Origin of the sequence: Bacillus sp. AFS029637, from assembly GCF_002584985.1 — a bacterium.
In the GTDB taxonomy this organism is placed as follows: domain Bacteria; phylum Bacillota; class Bacilli; order Bacillales; family Bacillaceae_G; genus Bacillus_A.
Genome location: NZ_NUPZ01000040.1, coordinates 1 through 17,851 on the forward strand (window position 1 = coordinate 1; position 17,851 = coordinate 17,851).

General features: G+C 35.1%; 20 protein-coding genes. 4 read left to right on the forward strand and 16 right to left on the reverse strand.

Translation table 11 applies throughout. The features are described 5' to 3' along the window. Positions 1 to 608: Gly-Xaa-Xaa repeat protein (locus COE49_RS20865; protein ID WP_141556639.1), on the forward strand; the 608-nt coding region annotated here is incomplete at its 5' end. Positions 609 to 688: 80 nt separating this feature from the next. Here the strand turns inward: COE49_RS20865 and hfq are convergent. Together hfq and miaA are read right to left on the reverse strand one after the other, a co-directional pair. Then, positions 689 to 913: an RNA chaperone Hfq gene (gene hfq / locus COE49_RS20870; RefSeq protein WP_000813896.1), complete on the reverse strand. Its 225-nt coding sequence runs from the start codon at positions 911 to 913 to the stop codon at positions 689 to 691. Positions 914 to 934: 21 nt separating this feature from the next. Beyond that, a complete protein-coding gene (miaA, locus tag COE49_RS20875; protein ID WP_098253044.1) occupies positions 935 to 1,888 on the reverse strand; it encodes a tRNA (adenosine(37)-N6)-dimethylallyltransferase MiaA in 954 nt (317 codons plus the stop codon). A gap of 178 nt (positions 1,889 to 2,066) precedes the next feature. Here miaA and COE49_RS20880 point away from each other — a divergent pair, with 178 nt between their 5' ends. Next, positions 2,067 to 2,312, forward strand: coding sequence for a hypothetical protein (locus tag COE49_RS20880; protein WP_098253045.1), 246 nt, complete (start codon positions 2,067 to 2,069; stop codon positions 2,310 to 2,312). 95 nt (positions 2,313 to 2,407) lie between these two features. Here COE49_RS20880 and entD read toward each other — a convergent pair whose 3' ends face one another. The 7 genes from entD to COE49_RS20925 form a co-directional block, all read right to left on the reverse strand. Then, a complete protein-coding gene (gene entD / locus COE49_RS20885; protein WP_098946057.1) occupies positions 2,408 to 3,340 on the reverse strand; it encodes a cell wall-binding protein EntD in 933 nt (310 codons plus the stop codon). Positions 3,341 to 3,688: 348 nt separating this feature from the next. Continuing rightward, the gene (locus COE49_RS20895; RefSeq protein ID WP_098946058.1) at positions 3,689 to 5,551 is read right to left on the reverse strand and encodes a PTS fructose transporter subunit IIABC; all 1,863 of its coding nucleotides are present in this window, start codon (positions 5,549 to 5,551) and stop codon (positions 3,689 to 3,691) included. A 13-nt stretch (positions 5,552 to 5,564) separates the two neighbouring features. Next, positions 5,565 to 6,476 carry a 1-phosphofructokinase gene (gene pfkB, locus COE49_RS20900; RefSeq protein ID WP_098253048.1) on the reverse strand — a complete coding sequence of 304 codons (912 nt, stop codon included), beginning with the start codon at positions 6,474 to 6,476 and terminating at the stop codon, positions 5,565 to 5,567. Next, the gene (locus COE49_RS20905; protein ID WP_088230028.1) at positions 6,473 to 7,225 is read right to left on the reverse strand and encodes a DeoR/GlpR family DNA-binding transcription regulator; all 753 of its coding nucleotides are present in this window, start codon (positions 7,223 to 7,225) and stop codon (positions 6,473 to 6,475) included. Before COE49_RS20905 ends, pfkB begins: the two co-directional genes overlap by 4 nt. 158 nt (positions 7,226 to 7,383) lie before the next feature. Next, the gene (locus tag COE49_RS20910) at positions 7,384 to 8,547 is read right to left on the reverse strand and encodes an iron-containing alcohol dehydrogenase (protein ID WP_088230029.1); all 1,164 of its coding nucleotides are present in this window, start codon (positions 8,545 to 8,547) and stop codon (positions 7,384 to 7,386) included. A 117-nt stretch (positions 8,548 to 8,664) separates the two neighbouring features. Beyond that, a complete protein-coding gene (locus COE49_RS20915) occupies positions 8,665 to 9,207 on the reverse strand; it encodes a DUF420 domain-containing protein (protein WP_088230030.1) in 543 nt (180 codons plus the stop codon). A 317-nt stretch (positions 9,208 to 9,524) separates the two neighbouring features. After that, positions 9,525 to 9,836, reverse strand: a complete 312-nt coding sequence (locus COE49_RS20925; protein WP_440582419.1) for a hypothetical protein — start codon at positions 9,834 to 9,836, stop codon at positions 9,525 to 9,527. A gap of 322 nt (positions 9,837 to 10,158) precedes the next feature. Here COE49_RS20925 and COE49_RS20930 point away from each other — a divergent pair, with 322 nt between their 5' ends. After that, positions 10,159 to 10,431, forward strand: coding sequence for an HU family DNA-binding protein (locus COE49_RS20930; protein ID WP_001043904.1), 273 nt, complete (start codon positions 10,159 to 10,161; stop codon positions 10,429 to 10,431). A gap of 19 nt (positions 10,432 to 10,450) precedes the next feature. On the opposite strand, the gene COE49_RS20935 is transcribed toward COE49_RS20930, so the two are convergent. The 5 genes from COE49_RS20935 to COE49_RS20955 all read right to left on the reverse strand — a co-directional run bounded on the left by COE49_RS20935 (position 10,451) and on the right by COE49_RS20955 (position 14,841). Beyond that, on the reverse strand, positions 10,451 to 10,930 hold the full coding sequence (locus tag COE49_RS20935; protein WP_098253049.1) for a GNAT family N-acetyltransferase: 480 nt from the start codon (positions 10,928 to 10,930) through the stop codon (positions 10,451 to 10,453). A 172-nt stretch (positions 10,931 to 11,102) separates the two neighbouring features. Then, the gene (locus COE49_RS20940; RefSeq protein WP_098253050.1) at positions 11,103 to 13,520 is read right to left on the reverse strand and encodes a heavy metal translocating P-type ATPase; all 2,418 of its coding nucleotides are present in this window, start codon (positions 13,518 to 13,520) and stop codon (positions 11,103 to 11,105) included. Between the two features lie 95 nt (positions 13,521 to 13,615). After that, complete coding sequence (gene copZ / locus COE49_RS20945) at positions 13,616 to 13,822, reverse strand: copper chaperone CopZ (protein ID WP_088230035.1); 207 nt, start codon at positions 13,820 to 13,822, stop codon at positions 13,616 to 13,618. Positions 13,823 to 14,018: 196 nt separating this feature from the next. Beyond that, positions 14,019 to 14,321 (reverse strand): metal-sensing transcriptional repressor, encoded by a 303-nt coding sequence (locus COE49_RS20950; RefSeq protein WP_070144516.1) that lies wholly within the window; start codon positions 14,319 to 14,321, stop codon positions 14,019 to 14,021. A 292-nt stretch (positions 14,322 to 14,613) separates the two neighbouring features. After that, positions 14,614 to 14,841: a hypothetical protein gene (locus tag COE49_RS20955; protein ID WP_000644301.1), complete on the reverse strand. Its 228-nt coding sequence runs from the start codon at positions 14,839 to 14,841 to the stop codon at positions 14,614 to 14,616. Between the two features lie 559 nt (positions 14,842 to 15,400). On the opposite strand from COE49_RS20955, the gene COE49_RS20960 reads away from it, so the two are divergent. After that, entirely contained in the window at positions 15,401 to 15,907 is a 507-nt protein-coding gene (locus COE49_RS20960; RefSeq protein ID WP_088230036.1) for a hypothetical protein, read from the forward strand. Between the two features lie 286 nt (positions 15,908 to 16,193). On the opposite strand, the gene COE49_RS20965 is transcribed toward COE49_RS20960, so the two are convergent. Together COE49_RS20965 and COE49_RS20970 are read right to left on the reverse strand one after the other, a co-directional pair. Beyond that, positions 16,194 to 17,012 (reverse strand): alpha/beta hydrolase, encoded by an 819-nt coding sequence (locus COE49_RS20965; RefSeq protein ID WP_098253051.1) that lies wholly within the window; start codon positions 17,010 to 17,012, stop codon positions 16,194 to 16,196. A gap of 16 nt (positions 17,013 to 17,028) precedes the next feature. Beyond that, positions 17,029 to 17,850, reverse strand: coding sequence for an ABC transporter ATP-binding protein (locus COE49_RS20970; protein ID WP_088230038.1), 822 nt, complete (start codon positions 17,848 to 17,850; stop codon positions 17,029 to 17,031). Position 17,851 lies beyond the last annotated feature (1 nt).

Here is a 17,851-nt window from a genome sequence, read left to right on the forward strand (position 1 = left end):
AAGGTGCGCAAGGCAACACGGGCGCTACTGGACCTCAAGGTACTCAAGGTAACACGGGTGCTACTGGTCCTCAAGGTACTCAAGGTAACACTGGCGCTACTGGGGCCACTGGACCTCAAGGTACTCAAGGCAACACAGGTGCTACCGGGCCTCAAGGTGTTCAAGGGCCAACAGGTGCTACTGGTATAGGAGTTACCGGACCTACTGGACCTAGCTTCCCAGTAGCGACAATCGTTGTAACAAACAACATCCAACAAACAGTACTACAATTTAATAACTTTATTTTTAAAACCGCAATTAACGTAAACAATATTATTTTTAACGGCACAAATACAGTTACTGTTATTAACGCTGGTATTTATGTAATTAGCGTATCTATTTCTACAACTGCGCCAGGATGCGCTCCATTTGGAGTAGGAATTTCAATTAATGGAGCAGGTGCTACTGACAACTTCTCTTCAAATCTAATAGGCGACTCACTTTCATTTACTACAATAGAAACATTAGCTGCTGGAGCAAGCATTTCTGTCCAATCTACTCTTAACGAGATTACGATCCCTGCAACAGGAAACACTAACATTCGTCTTACTGTATTTAGAATCGCTTAAATTTCACTATGTATTGTTTATGACAAATAAAAAAAGAGCGAGAAATTCGCTCTTTTTTTGTTATGTACAATAATTCATTACTACTCTAATTCAATTGAAACATTTTTTTGAGGTACAAAGGTAGAAATTGCATGTTTATAAATAAGCTGTTGCTTACCTTCTGTTTCCAGTAGGACTGTAAAATTATCAAATCCTTTAATTAATCCACGAAGCTGGAAACCGTTTAATAAGTACAGCGTAACAAACGTATTTTCTTTACGGAGTTGATTTAAAAACTGATCTTGAATATTGATTGATTGCTTCATGTCGAATCCTCCTCTTTTTCTCTACTTACTATTATTCGACTTTAATTGTAACTTTCCTTCTATGTATCGTAAAATTTCTGACGTTTTTTCACCATCTGTAACATCAAACCAAGTGACATCCATTTTATTACGGAACCACGTTAATTGGCGCTTTGCATAACGGCGTGAGTTCGTCTTTAATTGTGATACCCCTTCTTCTAAAGAGACACGATTCTCAAAATAATCATAGATTTCTTTATACCCAATCGCTTGAATAGATTGACAATCTCGTATTCCTCTATTATACAGCCCCTCTACTTCCTCTAACAGACCTTGTTCCATCATCAAATCAACTCGTAAGTTAATGCGATCGTATAGCATTTCTCGATCCATTGTCAAGCCAATTAATGACACATCATAGAGTAACTCTTTTTCTTGTTTCTCAATTTGATCACTCATTTTTTCGCCCGTCGTGTAGAAAATTTCTAACGCCCGAATGACACGTCGCACATTATTTGCATGAATACGCTCCGCACTTTCTGGATCTACTTCTTGCAATTTTTTATGTACATATTCCACACCACGATCTAAAGCTAACTTTTCCATTTGTTCTCGGTATATCACATCACCAGCATCATCTGTAAACTGATAATCGAATAACACAGATTGTATATAAAGACCGGTTCCACCAACTATAATTGGTAATTTACCACGCTCTGTAATCTCTCGAATATGCTTACGAACACGTTCTTGAAATTCTGCGACGGAAAATGAATCTTCCGGATCTTTTATATCGACCATATAATGTGGAATTCCATCCATCTCTTCTTTCGTCACCTTTGCAGTTCCAATATCCATCGTGCGATAGATTTGCATGGAATCACCACTAATAACCTCACCGTTCAACGCTTTTGCAAGATCGATGCTTAACTTCGTCTTCCCAACAGCAGTTGGCCCAATGATAACAGCAACTTTTTCACGTTGCATTTCTCCCATATCATTCAACTCTCTTTATGTAATGTACTCCATCTATTGATTATACCCAATCTTAACAATTTTAACGGCATTATTGCAAGTTCTTTCAATTCGGTACATGAAATTTCATAAAAAAGAACATAGTTTGTCCAAATCTGCATATACATGATAAAAACCGCTCGGAAAGGATGCGTTGACTATGAAACAATCCACTATCAATTTTGCAGCACTAACAAATGACCTCATTTTGGCTACCGCTACAAAAGAACAAAATTGTTCACAAGAAGAATTATACTTCGCCTTAAATTGTTTACTACGTTCCTTTTATTCTACTCTTCAAGAAACAACCTTACATTCGGAAAGTACACATACAGAGTATATGCAAACTCAATTTTGCAGCGCATATAAAATTATTACAGGTAAAAGCATTTATCCATTTCAATAATCATTTTTAAGACAAAAGCGTTCTATCATAAAAAGATAAAAAGCGGTTGCTTACATATTTTCGAGCAACCGCTTTTTTACATTAATAAAGGTAAACTATTGTATAACTTTCACTTTTACAGATTTACGCCCCCAGCTATTGGCACTACCATCTGAACCAACTAATACATCGATACGGTTTCCTTTAATTGCACCACCAGTATCTCCAGCAATCGCTTCCCCATATCCTTCTACCCATACTTTCGACCCAAGTGGAATTACCTTCGGATCAACAGCAATTACTTTCATATTTGGGTTTGCTGTTAAATCATGCCCCATTGCAGTTAGTACACGACCACCATATGAACCATTCTCACTTGGATCTGCTGTATATGCTGTCGCTTCTACAGTTATTTCACGACCACCGGCAGGCGCACTAGTTTCAGTAGATTTCGCAACTGGTTTCGCAACTGGCTTTGCTTTTCCTACAGGTTTACTTGATTCTACATTCTTAACAGATTCCTTACTCTTAACTGCTGTATTATTTTTAACCGGCGTATTTACTCTTACCGGTGTCTCTTCTTGCGTTACAACTTCTTTCTTTTCAATCACAGGTGCCGTTCCTGTTAAAAATGGCACGTGAACATATCCTACTTTTCCATTATAGTCGAATTGTAACCATTCATTTTGAACTTGATTTGTCGTTTCAATTACATCATCTTTATTAAGTTTACCAAGAACTTCAGAGTCGGTATTCGCCCCAGCACGAACGTTTAACACGCCCGCCGTTACATAATATGTACTTTTTGTAAATTCAGCGCTTACAAACGCTTCTTTACCATTTAATTTAATTTTTGTCCATCCATTTTCTGTATTTATAACATCTAATTTATTCCCATTTAACATTTTACCTACAAGCTTTGACTCTACAGTTGGGTTTTCTCTAACATTTAATACATCTGTTGTTACAATCGTTTCTGCTTTCGCAGAACTTGCAAAAATCCCAAGACCAAAAACTGCCGCCGTTGCTATACCTAATAATTTTTTCATGAATAGCCTCCATTTGCTTTGTTTTCGTATTTTCATTATAGCAACAGATTTTTAGTATTTTTAGAAATCACACAATTACAAACCATTCGTAATACACGATTAATGAGCTGTAACATAAATTTCCATATTAATGAATTCCATTTCCAATAGAATTCCCAATAGTTTTCATATATTTTCCACATACAAGCTCCAGAATTTTTTTCCAAAAAAAATTACAGTATTACTTTTTTGTTACAAAAAATTCATATTTCATTACATCTTTTACCAAAATTCATCATTCTTCAATTATTAACCTCCTTTTTTGTAATAAAAAGGAGCAGCTAATAAAAGCTACTCCCTTTACATGTGTTATTTAACTTTCTTTTTCCAAATCCCCATCATAAGGGCAGAAACAACTGTCCCTATTAATATAGAGAAAATATATAGTAATGGTTTATTTACTAATGCGATAACAAACAATCCACCATGCGGTGCTGGTAATGTAATTTGGAATAACATAGATAATGCACCCGCAATACTTGAACCAACAACGCAACTTACTATTACTCGAACCGGATCTGCAGCTGCAAATGGAATCGCACCTTCTGTAATAAACGACGCTCCCATAATATAATTTGTGAAACCAGATTTACGTTCTGCCTCAGTAAACTTCGATTTAAAGAAGGTAGTTGCGAATGCAATTGCTAATGGTGGTACCATACCACCAGCCATAACTGCTGAGTGAACACCAAAGTTCCCTGCTGAGATTGCAGCGATCCCAAATGTAAATGCTGCTTTATTAATTGGCCCCCCCATATCGATTGCCATCATACCACCTAAAATTAAACCTAATAGTATAGCATTTGTACCACCTAAACTATTTAACCAACTCGTTAACATTTCGTTTAACGCAACTACAGGTGGATTAACTACTTTTAACATGATAACACCTGTAATTAATAACCCCAATACTGGGTAAAGCAAGACTGGTTTAATCCCTTCTAACTGCGCTGGTAAACTAGAAAATAACTTTTTCAACCCAACAACAACATATCCCGCTAAGAAACCAGCAATTAATCCACCTAAAAAGCCAGCGTTTGCTTGTGCCGCCAAAAATCCTCCAACAACACCAGGCATAAAACCAGGTCGATCAGCAATAGAACTTGCAATAAATCCAGCTAAAATTGGTACAAGGAATAAAAAGGCTCCTTTTTCTCCACCACCAATGGTCATTAACATTTCAGCAATAGGACCTTCCGCCTTAATTCCACCGAACATAAATGCTAATGCGATTAAAATCCCGCCACCAACAACGAATGGAAGCATATTACTTACACCGCTCATTAAATGCTTATAAATTCCTAACCCTTTTTCTTTCTCTGCACTTTCTGTCTTCCCATCTTCTTTTATTCCTTTAAAGATTGGTGCATCTTGTTTTACAGCTCGATTCAGAAGATTTTCAGTTTTTCTAATCCCATCAGCAACCGGCACTTGAATAACATGTTTCCCAGCAAAACGGTTCATTTCTACTTGTTTATCTGCGGCAACGATAATAGCAGTAGCACGTTCAATATCCTCTTTCGTTAAACCGTTTTTTATACCTGTTGATCCGTTCGTTTCAACTTTAATCGCTATTCCTAGCTCTGCTGCTTTTGCTTTTAAGCTATCCGCAGCCATATATGTGTGAGCGATTCCAGTCGGGCAAGCCGTAACAGCTAATACGTACGGTTCATTTCCTTCTGGTTTCGCAACCTCAATGCCAGCTTCTTCTTCTTTTTCATTTTCTTTTTCATCAAATAAACGAAGAAGTTCCTCTTCATCCTTTGCTTCTAATAATTGCTTACGAAACCCTTCATCCATTAATAGTGTAGATAGGCGTGATAACGTTTCTAAATGAGTATTATTCGCCCCTTCACTTGCAGCAATCATAAAGAATAAATGTGCAGACTGCCCGTCGAGTGATTCATAGTTGATACCGCTTACACTTCTACCAAAACAAATCGATGGTTGTTTAACAGCCTTCGTCTTCGCATGAGGTATTGCAATACCTTCCCCAATTCCAGTCGTACTTTGGGACTCCCGCTTTAAAATAGCTTCTTTAAATTCAGCTGTACTATTCAAACGATTTGCCCTGTTTAATTTCTCAACTAATTCATCTATGACAGCTTCTTTATTTGAAGCTGTCAAATTCATAATGACTGTATCCCTTTTTAATAGTTCTGTAATTTTCATATGTTACTTCCCCCTATCGCTTAGCTACAATTACTTGCGACAATAATTCTTCTACATTTTCCTTTGTACACAAATCTGCCGAAAATGCTGTTGCACTCCCTGTTGCAACGCCATATTGAAATGCCTTTTCAATATCTTTTGTCTGTTCATATTTACCTACAAATCCTGCAACAAGAGAATCTCCGGCCCCAACCGAATTAATAACAACACCTTTTGGAACAGTTGCTTCATATATTCCTTCTGCCGTAAATAATAAAGCTCCATCTTCAGCCATTGATACGATAACGTGCTCTACACCTTGTTCGATTAATTTCCTTCCATATGGTAAAATGTCTTCTACTGTTGAAAGTTCTACTCCGAACAATTCGCCAAGTTCATGATGATTTGGTTTTATTAAAAATGGCTTATTTTTAATTACATGCTGCAGCGCACTTCCACTTGCATCTACTACTACACGAATTCCTTTTTCTGCTCCAAATGCTGCGATTTTTTCGTAAAAGGTAGTTGGTATAGACGCTGGTACACTTCCAGCTAGAACAACACAATCCCCATGTTGCATACTTTCAATTTGTTTCATTAATTTTTCAAATTGCTCATTTGTCACACTAGGACCTTGTCCATTTAACTCTGTTTCTTCTTGCCCTTTTATTTTCACATTAATTCGTGAATCTCCGTCTACTTGTACGAAGTTTGTTGTCATACCTTCATCGTGTAATACCTCTTTAATAAATTGGCCGGTAAATCCACCAGTAAATCCGAGCGCTATATTGGCAACACCTAAACGATGAAGAACACGAGAAACATTAATGCCTTTTCCTCCAGGAAACTTCATATCTTTCTCCGCACGATTTACTGTTCCTAAATCGAAAGAATGAACTTGTACTACATAATCAATAGATGGGTTTAAAGTAACTGTATAAATCATTGTTTATCAACCTCAATTACATTGGTTTGTTTTTTATATTTTTCTAAATCAATTTCTAGATAATTTGTAATAATGTTTGCATCTTCAACATCTGCAATTTTCGCAAACGCAACTTCCGAAAACTTACTTTCATCGATTAAGAAATATCCTTCGTTCGCTAACGTTAATGCCATTTGTTTCAAAAGTGCCTCCTCTGGATCTGGTGTTGTATACCCTAACTGTTCATGTACACCATTCGCTCCTAAGAAACATTTATCAAAGCGATATTTCTGCATACTTTCCTGCGCCATCGCACCAATTAAAGCTTTCGTCCTACTCTTCATCATCCCACCTAGTAAATACGCACGAATATTACTTTCAACTAAAGCTTCAATATGCATAAGTCCATTCGTAACGACAGTAACATCTTTATTTATTAAAAATGGAATCATTTCAAATGTTGTACTCCCTGCATCTAAATAAATACAATCACCTTGTTCAACAATACTAGCTGCATACTTGGCAATTTGTTGTTTTATTTGAATGTTTTTGGATGATTTTTCAATCATCGTCGGCTCCTGCCCTTTTCCTGTTAAAACAGAGGCACCACCATGAACTCTTTTTAATAACCTTTGTTTTTCCAATTGTGCTAAATCACGACGAATTGTTGATTCAGAGCTTTCTGTTCTTTCAACTAACTGCTGTAATTTAACAACTTTCTGTTCTTTTACAAGTTGCAATATCATTTGATGACGTTCAGGAGTTAACATTTTCTTCACCTCTTCTTTGATTACAGTATAATGAAAACGATCACAAAAATCAATCACAAACAATCAAAAATAGCCAGTAACAATCAAAAACGATTAAAAATAACAAAAAAGAAACCTATTTGATACTACAATCAAATAGGTTTCTTCTCTCGATTCATTTATAAAGAAGCTTTATATATATTTAGAACATCATCTTTATTTAATTTTTTAAAGTTGCCAAATTCACCATAAGCCATCGCTTTATCAGCCATTAAGTTAATCTCATTTTCACCAATAGCATAATCAGCTAATGTTACTGGCGCTTCAATTGAAGTCCAAAATTGACGTAATGACTCAATCCCTTCTAACGCCACCTCTTTATCTGTTTTGCCGTCTGTTTCTACATCAAACACACGAATAGCGAACTGTTTAAAACGACTTACATTTTCATCAACAACATGATTCATCCAGTTCGGGAATAATATCGCAAGGCCTCCTCCATGCGGTATGTCATGAACAGCAGAAACCGCATGCTCAATATTATGAGTTGCCCAGTCTCCTTTTACTCCCATCGCTAAAATGCCATTTAACGCCATCGTGCCGCAATACAAAATTGTTTCTCTATGCGCATAATTTTCTAGATCATTTAAAAGCTTAGGAGCTGTGTCAATTACCGTTCTTAAGACAGATTCACAATAACGATCTTGTAGTTCTGTATTTGTTCCATGATGGAAATACTGTTCTAATACGTGTGACATAATATCTACCATACCGTAAATTGTTTGATCTTTCGGTACAGACGCAGTATGAACTGGATCTAGAATTGAAAACTGCGGGAAAGTAACTGGACTACCCCATCCATACTTTTCATTCGTTTCCCAATTTGTAATTACAGATCCCGCATTCATTTCAGAACCTGTCGCTGCAAGAGTGAGTACAGTACCAAATGGTAATGCTTCGCTAGCAAATGCTTTTTTCGTTACAATATCCCATACATCACCATCATATTTACTACCAGCTGCAATCGCTTTCGTACAGTCGATTACACTTCCTCCACCCACTGCTAAAATAAATTCGACTCCATTGTCTTTACAAATTTGAATCCCTTTCTTTACTGTTGATAAACGAGGATTCGGTTCAACACCTGTCAATTCAAACACTTCTGCATTTATATCCTTTAACATAGAAATTACATTATCATAAATACCATTTCTTTTAATACTGCCTCCTCCATATACGAGAAGAACTTTTTTACCAAACTGTGGAATTTCAGTTTTTAACTGTTCTAATTGTCCTTTACCAAAAATAAGTTTCGTCGGATTACGAAATACAAAATTTTGCATATTCCTTTACCATCCCTTCTATATAAAAAGCAACTATACTTTTGTATACCATATTTTTTTCATTTCACAAAAATATTTGCTTAACAAAAAAATCCCAGCCCTAAAGGCTGAGACTTTTTATTGATAATAAGGTGAGATCATTAAGTAAACAATAACACCAGATAAACTTACATATAACCAAATTGGCATCGTCCAACGTACAATTTTACGGTGACGTGTTAATTGATTCGTAAAACCAAATACAAGTGCAAACAATGCAAGTGGTACAATAATTGCTGCAAGGATAATATGTGTAATTAAAATGATGAAATACACATATTTAATGAATCCTTCTCCGCCATAATGTGTTGCTGGCGCCAAGTAATGATACGATAAATAAGAAACGCAAAATAGCAAAGTCGTTGTAAATGCTGCGAGGATGAAACCACGATGCATTTTTACATTCTTTTTAATAATAGAGAATAATGCTGCTAATAAGAATACGAACGTAAAGCTATTAAAGATTGCATTTAACATTGGTAAAATTGTTACATCAAAATGTAATTCTCCTTCATAGCCAACAGGTCCAAAGAACAAAAATAAAATAATCGCATTTACAACTACAGAAAGCGTTATCACAATAGGAGCATAGCTTTTCTGATTTGTTGATTGATCCACCAAAATGGTCACTCCCTCTTCCTTCAAATATGTATACGTAACCTCACTATTTTAACATATTATTCACGGTGTAAATGTGACAATAGTTTGACACAGTAAGACAAGGCAAAGAAAAAATCCCTCTTAACGAAATCTCTTAAGAAGGATTTTATCGCTTTATTATTCAAATAGCAATGTACTTAGTTTTTGTTAAAAAACGTACTGCTATATGCTTGAAATATTTCAGACACTTGATATCCCATTAATGAAATTGCTGTTAATGAAAAGAAACCAATCATAAAAAATCGAATCCACATATAAATCTCCTCCTTGTATTTAGCTTAAAAAGCATTGGCTATATTACAAGTTGAGTGGCACTCTTCATCATCACTTTCTTTTCTCTTTACAATCGCTGTTATAAATCGAATCATAAAGAAGATAACAAAAGGAATTTGTTCGTAATTTATATTGGCATAGTTTAGCAACGACTCGCGTTGCAAATCGAACGGAGATGAGAAGGAATAGAACATACCTTGCTCTTCCACATATACGATTACAATCTTCATGCAAAATAATATTCCTAGAAACGAAACAATATCTTGCCATTCTGTCGTATATAACAGGTTATACAGCTCTAATACGTACTCTTCCATCATCATCCCCCTTCCTTTTTTACCATTTTGCTCGCCTTTATATAAAAAGTCAAGAAAAAAGTTTATAACCACTATGACAATAGTAATTATCCTTTCTTTTACTTATATATGAAGCTTTTCTAGTAATGATTGGATTTGACTTTCTTCGCAAAAAATGAAATTACTATTGTACAGATTCTTCATTCACAATAGTACGGAGGGGTTGTAAAAATATTACAAATTTCATTTTTTTCGTGAATATATGTACGTACACTTGTTCTCGAATGTTTTATACGTTATAATAACAACTTAAATAGCATTATTTACATATGAGGTGAAAAACATGAATAAAACAGAATTAATCAAAAACGTAGCACAAAATGCTGAGATTTCTCAAAAAGAAGCTACTGTAGTTGTACAAACTGTAGTAGAATCAATCACTAACACTTTAGCTGCTGGTGAAAAAGTACAACTTATCGGATTCGGTACATTCGAAGTTCGCGAAAGAGCTGCTCGTACAGGCCGTAACCCACAAACTGGTGAAGAAATGCAAATCGCCGCTTCTAAAGTACCTGCTTTCAAAGCTGGTAAAGAACTAAAAGAAGCTGTAAAATAATGAAAAATAGCCTTCTCATTTATGAGAAGGCTATTTTTTTCATTACATAATTAATAAATACCTGACCATTGTGCTGTTTCTTTTGTTCCTTTATGCAAATATAACCTTTACTTTCAAAAAAAGGTTTAGCTGTAATACTCGCCTCTGTATATATATCCCTATGTCCTAGGTTCACTGCTTCTTTTTCTAACTTCTGTAGTATGTATGAAGCTATTCTTTTCCCTTGATAATCTTTATGTGTAAATAAACGATCTACGCAATAATTCTCATTATAATCCCCAAATCCTACTATCATACCGTTATGCTCCGCTACATAACTAATATTTTTCTCTAAAGACTTTAACCAGCTTTCTCTATCTATTCGATCTGGCGCCCATGCCTGTAGTTGTAATTCGTTATAATCTTTTGCATTAATTGTATGAACTGTCTCATAGAACAGCTGTAATACTTGTTCTAAATCCTCTTTATGAAATGTTCTAATAATCGTATCTTTTAACATATTAAAGCCTCCTTACTAAACTATTATTTAACTTTTCTACCATCTACGATTCAATATTTCTGCTTTATTATATCTTTTTTCTTTCTATACGAACAAAAAAACAATACTTATTTTAAAGTATTGTTTTTTGTTTTAAAAGCATACGCAATTACTCTATAGATTTACATTTTTATTACTTTAATTTCACTCTTTGTAATCGTAATGCATTTAATACAACCGAAACAGAACTAAATGCCATCGCAGCTCCAGCTACCCAAGGTGCTAGGAAACCTAATGCCGCAATTGGTATTCCTAAGGCGTTATAAGCTAATGCCCAGAATAAATTTTGCTTAATATTTCTTATCGTCATTTTACTCATAAAGATTGCATCAGCAATACTATTTAAATCACCACGGATTAACGTAATATCTGCCGCTTCCATCGCTACATCCGTGCCTGTTCCAATTGCCATACCGATATCCGCCGTAGCAAGTGCCGGAGCATCATTTATTCCATCCCCAACCATTGCTACTTTCTTACCTTGCGCTTGAAGTTTTTTCACTTCTTCTGCTTTTCCTTCTGGTAATACTTCTGCGATTATGTGATCAATACCAACTTGCTTAGCAATTGCCTGAGCAGTTTGGGTATTATCTCCTGTAATCATAACAACGTCTAGACCCATTTTCTTAAGTCTTGCGATAGCCGCTTTTGAAGTATCTTTTACAGTATCTGCAACCGCTACTATACCAGCATATTCTTTATTAATCGCAATAAGCATTGCTGTTTTACCTTCTCGTTCTAGCTCTTCCATCGATTTAGAAACTTCTTCAATATCAATATCGAATTTCTTCATTAATCGACGTGTACCAATTAATAGTGTTTTCCCTTCTACAACTGATTCGATACCAAATCCAGGAATCGCTTCAAACGTTTCTGAACTTGGGATACCAATTTTCTTTTCTTTAATTCCTTCTACAATCGCTTCTGCAAGTGGGTGTTCAGAATTCTTTTCTGCCGCAGCTACTAAACGTAGTATTTCTTCTTCGCGGAATCCATCTGCTACAATTACATCAGTTAACACTGGCTTCCCATTTGTCACAGTGCCTGTTTTATCTAAAATAACTGTATCTAATCGATGCGTTGCTTCTAAATGCTCCCCGCCTTTAAATAAAATACCATACTCAGCCGATCTTCCTGATCCAGCCATAATAGATGTAGGCGTTGCAAGACCTAATGCACATGGACATGCGATAACAAGTACTGCTATCATCTTCTCAAGTGCTCCTCCAAAATCACCAGGTGTAACAAATACCATCCACACAACAAATGTAATAATTGCAATTCCAACTACAACCGGTACGAAAATACCTGAAATTTGATCTGCTACCCTTTGAATAGGTGCTTTTGATCCTTGCGCTTCTTCTACTACTTTAATAATTTGAGCTAATGCAGTATCTCTGCCTACTTTAGTTGCCTTAACTTTTAAAAATCCATTTTTATTCATTGTAGAACCGATGACTACATCCCCAATTGTTTTGTCAACTGGAATACTTTCACCCGTTAACATCGATTCATCAATTGCTGATTTTCCTTCTATAATTTCTCCATCAACTGGTATTTTTTCACCCGGTTTTACATAAACGATATCACCTGCTACTACTTCTTCGATTAAAATTTTCATTTCCGTTCCATCTCGCACAACTGTCGCTGTCTTTGCTTGTAAACCCATCAACTTTTTAATTGCTTCTGAGGAACGTCCCTTTGCTTTTGCTTCAAATAATTTACCTAAAAGAATGAGTGTAATAAGTACCGCGCTCGTTTCAAAATATAAATCTGTCATATGTTCCGAAGAACCGATAGATTGAATGCTTAAATATACACTATAGAAATAGGCGGCCGACGTTCCAAGTGCCACAAGAACATCCATGTTAGCACTTTTATTACGTAACGCTTTATAAGCTCCAACATAAAACTGTCCACCAATGATAAATTGAACTGGCGTTGCAAGAGCGAGTTGTATCCAAGGGTTCATAAGCATATCAGGTAAATAAATAAACGATGTAAATGAGAAATGGCTCACCATTGCCCATAGTAACGGGAATGATAAAATAAATGAAATAATAAACTTCTTCTTTTGTCGCTCAATTTCTTGTAAGCGATGATCTGCCACTCCCTCTTGCTCTTCTGATTTTACTTCTAATTTATATCCTAACTTTGTAATTATACTCTTCATTTCACTTACATTAATTTGATCCGGATTAAAGTCTACCGTTGCCGACTCTAAAGCGAAGTTAACTGTCGCTTTGTTCACACCATCTAACTTATTTAAACGCTTTTCAACTCTATTCGCACATGCTGCACATGTCATTCCTGAAACTGTAAACTCCGCTTTATCGCTTACGATACCATATCCTAACGATTCAACTTTTTCTTTAAATTGTTGTGGATTCGTTTTCGCTGGATCGTACATTATTTTTGTCTTTTCAAGTGCAAAATTTACATTTGCATCGTGGACACCTTCTACTTTTTTCAGACCTTTTTCAATTCTATTTGCACATGCTGCACATGTCATTCCTGATATTTGAAGATTGGCCTCTTTTTGTTCATTCATGTCTCTCACCTCTATATACCCTTATGAGGTATAATTATTAGCAAAATAAATCGTACTTCATTTAAAGTACGATTTATTTCCGTATTTAAAAATAATTATTGAACATCGTATCCTTGATCTTCGATTACAGCAACGATATCTTTTAACGTTACGACTGATGAATCAATAGTAACTTCAACAGTTCCTTCTGCTAATTGAACTTTCACTTGTTCAATACCGTTTAGCTCTTTCACACTGCTTTCGATAGCATTTACACAATGTCCACAAGACATACCTTCAACTTTTAATGTTAACTGTTCCATTTAAAATCCTCCTCTTGTTTCTTCATTGTTTGTTAATCACAACTACATCTTACCATACCCCCCTAAGGTAATCAATGGTTTTATATCATGATTTTAAATTTTTTCTAAAATCTTTATTTCTTTGCCTCAATTATGAATTTGTAATGTCTTTCCTATATAAACAAAAAACCAAGCTAGTCTAAAGCTAGCTTGGTTTTTACGCTTTTGAAAAACGCTCAAATACTGTCATTAATTCCTCAATTGCTTCGTCACCATTTCCATCTTTAATAGCTCCTGAAACACAATGACTCGTATGATTTTTTAAGACACCCATTCCTACTTTTTTCATAGCTGCATTAATCGCTGAAATTTGCACTAAAATATCAACGCAATAACGATCATTTTCAATCATATTTTGAATACCACGGACTTGTCCTTCAATTCTCTTTAATCTATTTATAATTTGTTCTTTTTCTTTTTCTGATCTATGTGTAGTTGCTTCATGCTCTTTATGATCCATATTATCACCTTCTCAAAGTTTCTCTTCATCCAATAAAACAATTACTTTTACGAGTATACCAATTATAGCATTAAATATCTATGTATGATACCCCATATGAGTATATTTACACGCTATGATTATTCATAACAAATTATTAGTTTCTCGGTCTCAATTTCCATTATACCCTTTCCTTTTTTCAAAAAAACATCAATAAGTGGGGATTGTCCTTCCCCACTTATTGTTCGTCCCAAAATATAAAAGTCTCAATTTTCAAATATGTAAATCGAGACTTTTTTCTTCCTATATATAATTATTGCTGATCACATACTTTTGTATCATTCACTACTGAAGTTCCTTCAACGGTTACCGTATGAAAACAGTCATTTACTCGAACTGTCACAACATTATCTTGCCGATCAATGATATGATATTCGTTAAAATTTTTATTCAGAGCACTGCGAATTTGTTCTCCTTCATAAATTGGAATACCATGTGATAAAACCCAAATAAGCCCAGCGATAGCGAGAATTGCTTTCATACGATATACCTCCTTGATAATAATATGAACTTTTAATAAGTTTCTTTCCCCTACTAATACTTGATTCAATCGAATCTTTATAGGGATCAGTTCATTTCGTCTATTTTATGTTTATGCTAATTGTGACTGAATTGTGACAACTTTTTGTCTCTTTAGACGAAAAGTTGAAACAAAACTTTCAAAAAGGACAATTCTACTTACAAAAATAAAAGGCTATGGAGAAATTGAAATGAATCCGAATAATGATACATAAAAACCACCTCCTGAATTCGCATACTAAGTATGAAAATTCAGGAGGTGGTTTTCGTTTGAAAACAAGAGTTCATTACCCTGAAGAAATAAAGTGGAAAGTAATTGAAATGAAAAAGGATGGTTATTCAAATCATACCATTTGGTTAAAGTTGTTTGTGTTTAGATTAGTATAAAACAAATAATTAGATTACAAGCGTGAGGCAAATTCCGCTTTCGAATTTCGGTTAATGGCTTAGGTCATCTTCCCTTTCACAATCTAGTATTTATGCATATGATATTAAAGATAATCGAAAGGATGAGTGAGGCCATGAACAAAAAACAAGATTGCGAGTGTAGAGAAAATATTAGTATTAGGGACATGAGGGAAGTCTTATATAATTTTAGAAATTCACCTGGTAACATTCAATTTATTAATAGAAGCAATAGTGTGTTGAATTTTTCAAACGTTTCCTGTGGAAGTGTTACAGCAAATCTTCCTAATGATGGTGGACAATTAGATTTTGCAATATGTTTTATTTTTTCCTATAGACCATTAGTAAATTCTTCAACATGCGTTCCGTCAACATGTGTTCCGCCAACATGCAATAATTGTCGTTGTATAGTAGATTCCTGTATAATATCCATACGCAAACGCTTAAAATTACACAAGGAAAATAACCAATTATTAAATGTTTATTCAGTTGGCTTACAATCGATAACCCGGGTAAAGGTGATTGACGTCTGGGATGGTGTAGCTGTGTTTAAGGAACCTGGTGTAGAAGATGTAATTTTTGTATCACTATTGTTAATTGAAAGATTAGAACCCACAGTTTAGTAAGCATATCTCTAGAAGACAAGACTCTCCTCGTCCGTGTGACGTCTCCATTGACGAAGGTTAGTGCATTCGTGCTCGTTTTCCATGAGACTAACGTGACAAGAGGGTCTACTGTCTTATCCCCATAATGGACAACCTGTCTTCTTAAATACAACTACCAATAATAGTAATTATGTAAGTAAGCCGAACATCAAGACGGAATAAATTGAACTCTTTCTCTATTAGTACTTGGTTGAAAAAACAATAAAAAAAGTAAGCTATTCGCTTACCTTTTTCTAGACTCCTGCTACACTTGACTAATAAATCTTAATCCCTTACTTAAAGAAGTCGGCACAACAGATGCATGATTTTCTCCTTCAGCTTCATAAAACTTAAATTTAAATTTGTCGTGGTTGACTTGGAGAAGGCGTTCTGATAATTCATTTGCACCTACAACCATATGCTCTCGTTCTAATGACCCCACTGTAAGAAATACACCTGTTTCAAACTGAGCATTGTTTAATTCATTTATAAGATTCTCTTCTTTTTCAAGCACGGACTCGTTATTCCACCAAATAGATGGACTACTAATAAAATAATTTTGAAAGGCCTTTATGTTTGTGAATAATATATGTAAAGCAAACAGACCACCTAAAGAATGTCCAAATAACGTTTGCTTTCCTTTATCAATTTCAAATTTATTTTCAATTTGTGGTTTCAATTCTTCTTCAATAAAAGTAAAGAAGCTATGTGCTCCACCTGTTTTAGACCACGGTTTGCCGTCTGGCTTTAAAGGCGCATCTTTTGAAATTACGCTAGGCGTAAAATCATAGCATCTTTCTTCACCAGAAAATGCCCCTTCAATTGGATAACCAATACCAACTATAATGGCTGGTGAAACACCTGTTTTTTCCGCTCTAACCGATTGTATTTTAATCGCTTCGTGGAATGTTTGAAAAAAGGCATTACCATCTAAGACGTATATGACTGGATATCCTGACTCTGGTGCTAGCTGCTTCGGCTTTGAAATATGAATTTGATATTCCTTACCTTCTAATTTTGAATAAATTTTCCACTGTTCTGTATTAGATGTAATAATTTGCCGTTTTTCAATAGTAGCATTCATTGTAAATCCCCCCTTTTTAACTTGTTACATACATTTCTACTTTTTCTTCTTGCGATATAACGCTATCATAACCGAAACAAACAGGAGACCCGTTATACGGATCAATCATGACACGCGCATCAATATGAAATACTTCTTTTAACACTTCATTTGTAATGATTTCTTCTGGGCTACCCGTTGTTACAATTTCCCCTTCCTTCATTGCAATAATTTCATCTGAAAACCTCGCTGCATGGTTAATATCATGTAGTACCATTACGACTGTACAATTATGTTCTTTATTTAACTTCTCCACAATTTGCAATACATCTAATTGGTGAGACATATCAAGGTATGTAGTCGGTTCATCTAATAGCAACACTTCTGTCTCTTGTGCTAAAGCCATCGCTAGCCATACCTTTTGTCTTTGACCACCTGATAAGTTTGCAATTTGTCTCGTTCGAAATGCAGATGTTTTCGTTATATCTAGTGCCCAATCAATCATCTCTTTATCTTTTGAAGTTAACTTATTTACGTTATTTCGATGCGGATAGCGTCCATAAGAAATTAATTCTTCTACTTTCAGCTCTCCTGGTGCAATCGGAGTTTGTGGAAGTAAAGCTAACTGCTTAGCAATTTCTTTCGTTGGAATTGTGTTTAAATCTTGTCCTTGCAAATACACTTTACCGCTTTTTTGTTTTAACATTCGTCCCATTGTCTTTAACAACGTTGATTTTCCGCACCCATTCGGACCTATAATTGTCGTTACTTTCCCTTCTTGTATCTCCACATTTAAATCGCGAAACACTGTAAGCTTTTCATAACTTGTTTCTAAATTTTTTGCACTTAAAATACTCATT

Coding starts and splice junctions, on each gene's coding strand:
- hfq (WP_000813896.1), bottom strand. CDS start 913: ATGAAGCAATCAATCAATATTCAAGATCAGTTTTTAAATCAACTCCGT.
- miaA (WP_098253044.1), bottom strand. CDS start 1,888: ATGGGAGAAATGCAACGTGAAAAAGTTGCTGTTATCATTGGGCCAACT.
- COE49_RS20880 (WP_098253045.1), top strand. CDS start 2,067: ATGAAACAATCCACTATCAATTTTGCAGCACTAACAAATGACCTCATT.
- entD (WP_098946057.1), bottom strand. CDS start 3,340: ATGAAAAAATTATTAGGTATAGCAACGGCGGCAGTTTTTGGTCTTGGG.
- COE49_RS20895 (WP_098946058.1), bottom strand. CDS start 5,551: ATGAAAATTACAGAACTATTAAAAAGGGATACAGTCATTATGAATTTG.
- pfkB (WP_098253048.1), bottom strand. CDS start 6,476: ATGATTTATACAGTTACTTTAAACCCATCTATTGATTATGTAGTACAA.
- COE49_RS20905 (WP_088230028.1), bottom strand. CDS start 7,225: ATGTTAACTCCTGAACGTCATCAAATGATATTGCAACTTGTAAAAGAA.
- COE49_RS20910 (WP_088230029.1), bottom strand. CDS start 8,547: ATGCAAAATTTTGTATTTCGTAATCCGACGAAACTTATTTTTGGTAAA.
- COE49_RS20925 (WP_440582419.1), bottom strand. CDS start 9,836: ATGGAAGAGTACGTATTAGAGCTGTATAACCTGTTATATACGACAGAA.
- COE49_RS20930 (WP_001043904.1), top strand. CDS start 10,159: ATGAATAAAACAGAATTAATCAAAAACGTAGCACAAAATGCTGAGATT.
- COE49_RS20935 (WP_098253049.1), bottom strand. CDS start 10,930: ATGTTAAAAGATACGATTATTAGAACATTTCATAAAGAGGATTTAGAA.
- COE49_RS20940 (WP_098253050.1), bottom strand. CDS start 13,520: ATGAATGAACAAAAAGAGGCCAATCTTCAAATATCAGGAATGACATGT.
- copZ (WP_088230035.1), bottom strand. CDS start 13,822: ATGGAACAGTTAACATTAAAAGTTGAAGGTATGTCTTGTGGACATTGT.
- COE49_RS20950 (WP_070144516.1), bottom strand. CDS start 14,321: ATGGATCATAAAGAGCATGAAGCAACTACACATAGATCAGAAAAAGAA.
- COE49_RS20955 (WP_000644301.1), bottom strand. CDS start 14,841: ATGAAAGCAATTCTCGCTATCGCTGGGCTTATTTGGGTTTTATCACAT.
- COE49_RS20960 (WP_088230036.1), top strand. CDS start 15,401: ATGAACAAAAAACAAGATTGCGAGTGTAGAGAAAATATTAGTATTAGG.
- COE49_RS20965 (WP_098253051.1), bottom strand. CDS start 17,012: ATGAATGCTACTATTGAAAAACGGCAAATTATTACATCTAATACAGAA.
- COE49_RS20970 (WP_088230038.1), bottom strand. CDS start 17,850: ATGAGTATTTTAAGTGCAAAAAATTTAGAAACAAGTTATGAAAAGCTT.